The sequence below is a fragment of the Rhizobacter sp. genome, assembly GCF_046595475.1.
GTDB lineage: Bacteria > Pseudomonadota > Gammaproteobacteria > Burkholderiales > Burkholderiaceae_C > Rhizobacter.
The window spans coordinates 1-5,185 of the sequence record NZ_JBKJOQ010000035.1 but is presented as its reverse complement, the minus strand read 5'-3'; the positions used below and the strand labels follow the sequence as shown (position 1 = coordinate 5,185).

The window sequence follows — 5,185 nt, the reverse complement described above, 5'->3', positions numbered from 1 at the left end:
GGCCGGCGGCGTGCTGTTCAGCCGAAATATCGCGCGGCCGATCCGGCAGGCGGTCGATCTTGCCAACGCGGCCGCTGCCGGCGACCTGGCGCACCGCGTGGACAGCAGTGAGAAGGGCGAAGTCGGCGAGCTCCTGCGCGCTCTGGAATTGATGCAGCGCAACCTGGCCCAGATCGTCACCGACGTGCGCAGCAATGCCGACGGGGTGGCCACCGCCAGCGCCGAGATTGCGCAGGGCAACACCGACCTCTCATCGCGCACCGAAGAGCAGGCCGACGCGCTGGAAGAGACCGCTGCCTCAATGGAGCAGCTCTCCAGCACCGTCAAGCAAAACGCCGACAACGCACGCCAGGCCAACCAGCTCGCGCTGAGCGCCTCGACCGTGGCCATCTCAGGTGGCGAAGTGGTCAACCGCGTGGTCGACACCATGAAGGGCATCAACGATTCGTCGAAGCGCATCTCCGACATCATCGGCGTGATCGATGGCATCGCTTTCCAGACCAACATCCTCGCGCTGAATGCAGCCGTCGAAGCGGCCCGTGCAGGCGAGCAAGGCCGCGGCTTTGCCGTGGTGGCTTCCGAAGTGCGCAGCCTGGCGCAGCGCTCGGCCGATGCCGCCAAAGAAATCAAGACCCTCATCTCCACCAGCGTGGAGCGCGTGGAGCAAGGCACGGCGCTGGTCGACCAGGCCGGCACCACCATGAAGGAAGTGGTGACCTCGATCAAACGCGTGACCGACATCATGGGCGAGATCAGCGCCGCCAGCACCGAGCAATCGGCCGGCGTGGCGCAAGTGGGTGAGGCCGTGACACAAATGGACCAGGCCACGCAGCAGAACGCGGCACTGGTGGAAGAAAGCGCCGCCGCGGCCGAAAGCCTCAAGGCCCAAGCGCAACAGCTGGTGGGCGCCGTGTCGGTGTTCAAGCTCGGCAGCCACGCTGCCCCGGCAGCGGCTGCTGCGGTGGAACGCCGCTCGCCGAGCCGCGCCACCAACGTGACGCGCCTGCAGCCCAAGGCCTCATCGGCCGCCGCATCCAAACCAGCGCCTGCGGCCACACCTGCAACCACACCTGCAACGGCGCCCGCGCCGAGCGCCGCGCCGACACCCCGCCCGGCCCCGGCTCCCGCCGCCTCTGCCGCCACCGGCACGGACGATTGGGAAAGTTTCTGAGCGCCTGACACCCGACTTCGGCGCACAGCCCGTGACACCCTCACGGGCTGTTTTGTTTGGCGCCCGTCCTGCGAAAAGCGCGCCAGAGCGCCAGCTTATGCACGGATCGCGCCCCCCGTCGCCTGCGCAAAATGGGCTACACGAGCGCCCTCTGGGTGCCGATATCCATGGGAAATCTGTCCCACCCTTTTGTTGAACGGAGCAATCCATGTCTACGCCCTTCTTCCGCCTGGCCACCGTCGCCCTGGCCGCCCTCGCCTTCACCTCGCATGCAGCTGCCAAAGAAGGCAACGTCACCGCCGCCGAAGCCACAGCCATGGTGAAAAAAGGTGTGGCCTTCATCAAGACCAACGGCACTGAAAAGGGCCACGCCGAGATCTCGAACAAGGCCGGCCAGTTCAACGACCGCGACCTCTACCTCACGGTCTACGGCCTCGATGGCGTGGTGCGTGCGCATGGCGCCAATGAAAAGATGATCGGCAAAAACCTCGTCGAACTGAAAGACGTGGACGGCAAGGCCTTCGTGAAAGAGCGCCTGGAGCTCGCACAGACCAAGGGCACCTTCTGGCAAGACTACAAGTTCACCAACCCGGTGAGCAAGAAGATCGAGCCCAAGAGCATGTACTGCGAGAAGCTGAACGACAGCGTCGTCTGCGGCGGCATCTACAAGTAAACAGAAAACCGGCAAAGAGAACAGCTCCACGCCGCTGCAAGGACACACCTCATGAATCTGGGCGCAAAGCTACTGGCGGCACCGCTGCTGACGGCCGCGATGGTCTTGTCTATCGCCACCGTGAACACCGTGCTGCAAAGCCGCACGGCCACGCAAAACCAGGCGTCTTTCACGGGCGACATGGAAAGCTTTCGCACGATCACCAGCGTGCAAGACCAGTTTGCCCAGTTGCACGCCGGCGTCTACAAGACGGTGGCCCTGATCAACTCGATGGACGAGCCCAAGGTGAAGGCGTTCCGCACCTCCTTGTCCAACCAGCTGGCGGGCCTGAAGCGCACGCTGGCCAGCCTGGCCGATGCCGGCAGCGCCAATGCTGAGTTCAACAGCGGCGTGGCCGCGCTCGGCACCCAGCTTGACCAATATGGCAAGCAGGCCGACTCAGCCATCGACCTCTCGACTGTCGACCCCAACACTGGCATCGCCGCCATGCAGAGCGCCGATGCCACTTTTGCTTCTGTCGCGACATCGCTCGGCAGCCTGGTCGCCAAAATGGAAGCTGCATCCTCTGAAACCATGGAGTCGGCCGCGCAGCGCTCCACCCGCAACAGCCTGATGCTGGGCATGCTGGCCTTGCTGACCTGCGGCGCCGCCGTGGCCCTGGCCTGGTGGATGCAACGCAAGGTGATCGAAGACCTGCGCCGCGCCGTAGGTGTGGCCACCGAAGTGGCCGGCGGCAACCTGTGCGCCAATTCGCAAACCGATCGCAGCGATGAACTGGGCGACCTGCTGCGCTCGCTCGGCGCGATGACACAACAGCTCAGCAGCTCGCTGCAGACGGTGATGGCCTCGTCGTCGTCGATTCAATCGGCCAGCGCCGAGATCGCGACAGGCAACCAGGACCTGAGCCTCCGCACCGAGCAGACCGCCAGCAACCTGCAGCGCGCGGCCAGCTCGATGGAGCAGCTCACCGGCACGGTGAAGCACAGCGCTGACTCGGCTCACCAGGCCAACCAGCTCGCCGCATCGGCTGCCGACGTGGCGGCCCGTGGCGGCAGCGTGGTCTCGCAGGTGGTGAGCACCATGGACGAGATCAACACCAGCTCCAAGAAGATCAGCGAAATCATCGGCGTGATCGATGGCATCGCCTTCCAGACCAACATCTTGGCGCTGAACGCGGCCGTGGAAGCGGCGCGTGCCGGCGAACAAGGCCGCGGCTTTGCCGTGGTGGCCGCCGAGGTGCGCAGCCTGGCGCAGCGCTCGGCCAACGCCGCCAAAGAGATCAAGGGCCTGATCGGCGCCAGCGTCGAGCGGGTCGAGGCCGGCTCACGCCTGGTGGCCGATGCCGGCGCCACCATGAGCGAGATCGTGGGCTCGGTGCAGCGGGTGTCCGACATCATTGGCGAGATCACCACCGCCTCTGCCGAGCAGTCGGCGGGCATCGGCCAGGTCAACAGCTCCGTGAGCGAACTCGACCAGATGACGCAGCAAAACGCCGCGCTGGTAGAAGAAAGTGCCGCCGCCGCCGAGTCACTCAAGGAACAGGCCGCGCGCCTGGCCCAGGTGGTGTCGGTCTTCAAGCTGCAGAGCAGTGTTTAACGCCTGAGGGGCTTCAAATGGTGATCTCAATGACTTCTTCGTCCGTAGATTCGCAAGACATCGCCCAGCTCGATCGGCAAGCCGACACCGTGATGATGGGCGGCGTGGGCCTGGGCGCGCTGGTCGCCGTGGCCATTGCCGCCACAGGCGACGGCCTGGGCCTCGCCACCCTGGTGGGGCTGCCGCTACTGCTGTTGGCGGTGGCGGCCTACTCGATGGCGCGCGGCACCGGCCTTTCGCGCTATGTGCTGACGATGAGCGCCGCAGCCATGGTCGGGCTGCACATTCAGCTGGGGCGCGGCATGATCGAATACCACTTTGGCGTGTTCGCCATGCTGGCGCTGACACTGGCCTACCGAGACTGGCGGCCGATCGTCGCCGCAGCGGGCTTCTTCGCGGTGCACCACGTGCTGTTCGATCGGCTTCAGCTGGCCGGCGCCGGTGTCTACTGCCTGACGGCACCCAGCTTCGAGCGGGTGTTGATCCACGCCGGCTACGTGGTGGCGCAATCGGGGCTTGAAATCGGCCTCGCCATCCAGATGCGCGCCAACGCCCTGCAAGGCACCGAGCTTCAGGCCCTCGCCCGCAGCGTGGTGCGCGGCGACAAGCTCGACCTCGACGTGAGCCATGTCCAGACCCACACGCCAGTGGCCGCGCAACTGCGCCAGATGCTCGAACGCATGGGCACGGCGATGAAAGCCATCAACACCGCCGCCAAACACATCAACAACTCGGGCGGCGAGATCGCCAGCGGCAGCCTCGACCTGAGCAACCGCACCGAGCAAACGGCCAGTAACCTGCAACAAGCCGCCTCGTCGATGGAGCAACTCACGGCCACCGTCAAACAAAGCGCCGACTCGGCCCGCCAAGCCAACCAGCTCGCCGCTTCGGCCGCCGAGGTGGCCCAGCGCGGGGGCAGCGTGGTCTCGCAGGTGGTGAGCACCATGGACGAGATCAACGCCAGCTCCAAGAAGATCAGCGACATCATCGGCGTGATCGACGGGATTGCCTTCCAGACCAACATCCTCGCGCTGAACGCAGCCGTGGAAGCCGCCCGCGCGGGCGAACAAGGCCGAGGCTTCGCCGTGGTGGCCAGTGAGGTGCGAAGCCTGGCTCAGCGCTCGGCGCAAGCGGCCAAAGAGATCAAAGGGCTGATTGGTGCCTCGGTCGAAAAAGTGGAAAGCGGCTCACGCCTGGTGGCCGATGCGGGCGCCACCATGGGCGAGATCGTGGGTTCGGTGCAGCGTGTGTCCGCCATCATCGGCGAGATCACCTCGGCTGCTGCGGAGCAGAGCGACGGCATCAGCCTGGTCACCACGGCCGTCACGCAACTCGACCAGATGACTCAGCAAAACGCTGCACTGGTTGAAGAAAGCGCCGCCGCGGCCGAGTCGCTCAAGCAGCAGGCCCACCGCCTCACCGAGGTGGTCTCGGTGTTCAAGCTCGAAGCCCACTGAGCGCTCCATGCCCGCAACAGACCGGTACGTTCCGTCCCCATTTCCCACTTCAGTTCACGGGCGAAAAGTCGATAGTTTGATCAGCACGGCCCGCAGGGGCCCCTTGCTTCAAAAGGATTTCAGATGGACATGATTCACGAAGCCGCCCACGTGGCACGCCACGAAGCCGCGCGCGCCGCACTGGCCGCCCAATCGGGCAGCGAGTTCCTGACCTTCCGCCTGGGCGCGGAAGAGTACGGCATCGACATCTTGAAGGTGCAAGAGATCCGCTCCTACGAAGTGCCCACC

5 protein-coding genes are annotated in these 5,185 nt (G+C 65.3%); all 5 read left to right on the top strand.

What is annotated here, in order from left to right; genetic code table 11:
* The coding region (locus AC30QB_RS06400) for a methyl-accepting chemotaxis protein (protein WP_489545357.1) at positions 1-1,171 on the top strand (1,171 nt) is incomplete at its 5' end.
* Positions 1,172-1,379: 208 nt separating this feature from the next.
* Entirely contained in the window at positions 1,380-1,844 is a 465-nt protein-coding gene (locus AC30QB_RS06395; RefSeq protein WP_489545356.1) for a cache domain-containing protein, read from the top strand.
* 51 nt (positions 1,845-1,895) lie between these two features.
* Entirely contained in the window at positions 1,896-3,440 is a 1,545-nt protein-coding gene (locus AC30QB_RS06390) for a methyl-accepting chemotaxis protein (RefSeq protein WP_489545355.1), read from the top strand.
* A 29-nt stretch (positions 3,441-3,469) separates the two neighbouring features.
* Positions 3,470-4,897 carry a methyl-accepting chemotaxis protein gene (locus tag AC30QB_RS06385; protein WP_489545354.1) on the top strand — a complete coding sequence of 476 codons (1,428 nt, stop codon included), beginning with the start codon at positions 3,470-3,472 and terminating at the stop codon, positions 4,895-4,897.
* Between the two features lie 123 nt (positions 4,898-5,020).
* Positions 5,021-5,185 (top strand): chemotaxis protein CheW (locus AC30QB_RS06380; protein WP_489545358.1); only part of this gene is annotated, 165 nt, incomplete at its 3' end.

Coding starts and splice junctions, on each gene's coding strand:
- AC30QB_RS06395 (WP_489545356.1), top strand. CDS start 1,380: ATGTCTACGCCCTTCTTCCGCCTGGCCACCGTCGCCCTGGCCGCCCTC.
- AC30QB_RS06385 (WP_489545354.1), top strand. CDS start 3,470: ATGACTTCTTCGTCCGTAGATTCGCAAGACATCGCCCAGCTCGATCGG.
- AC30QB_RS06390 (WP_489545355.1), top strand. CDS start 1,896: ATGAATCTGGGCGCAAAGCTACTGGCGGCACCGCTGCTGACGGCCGCG.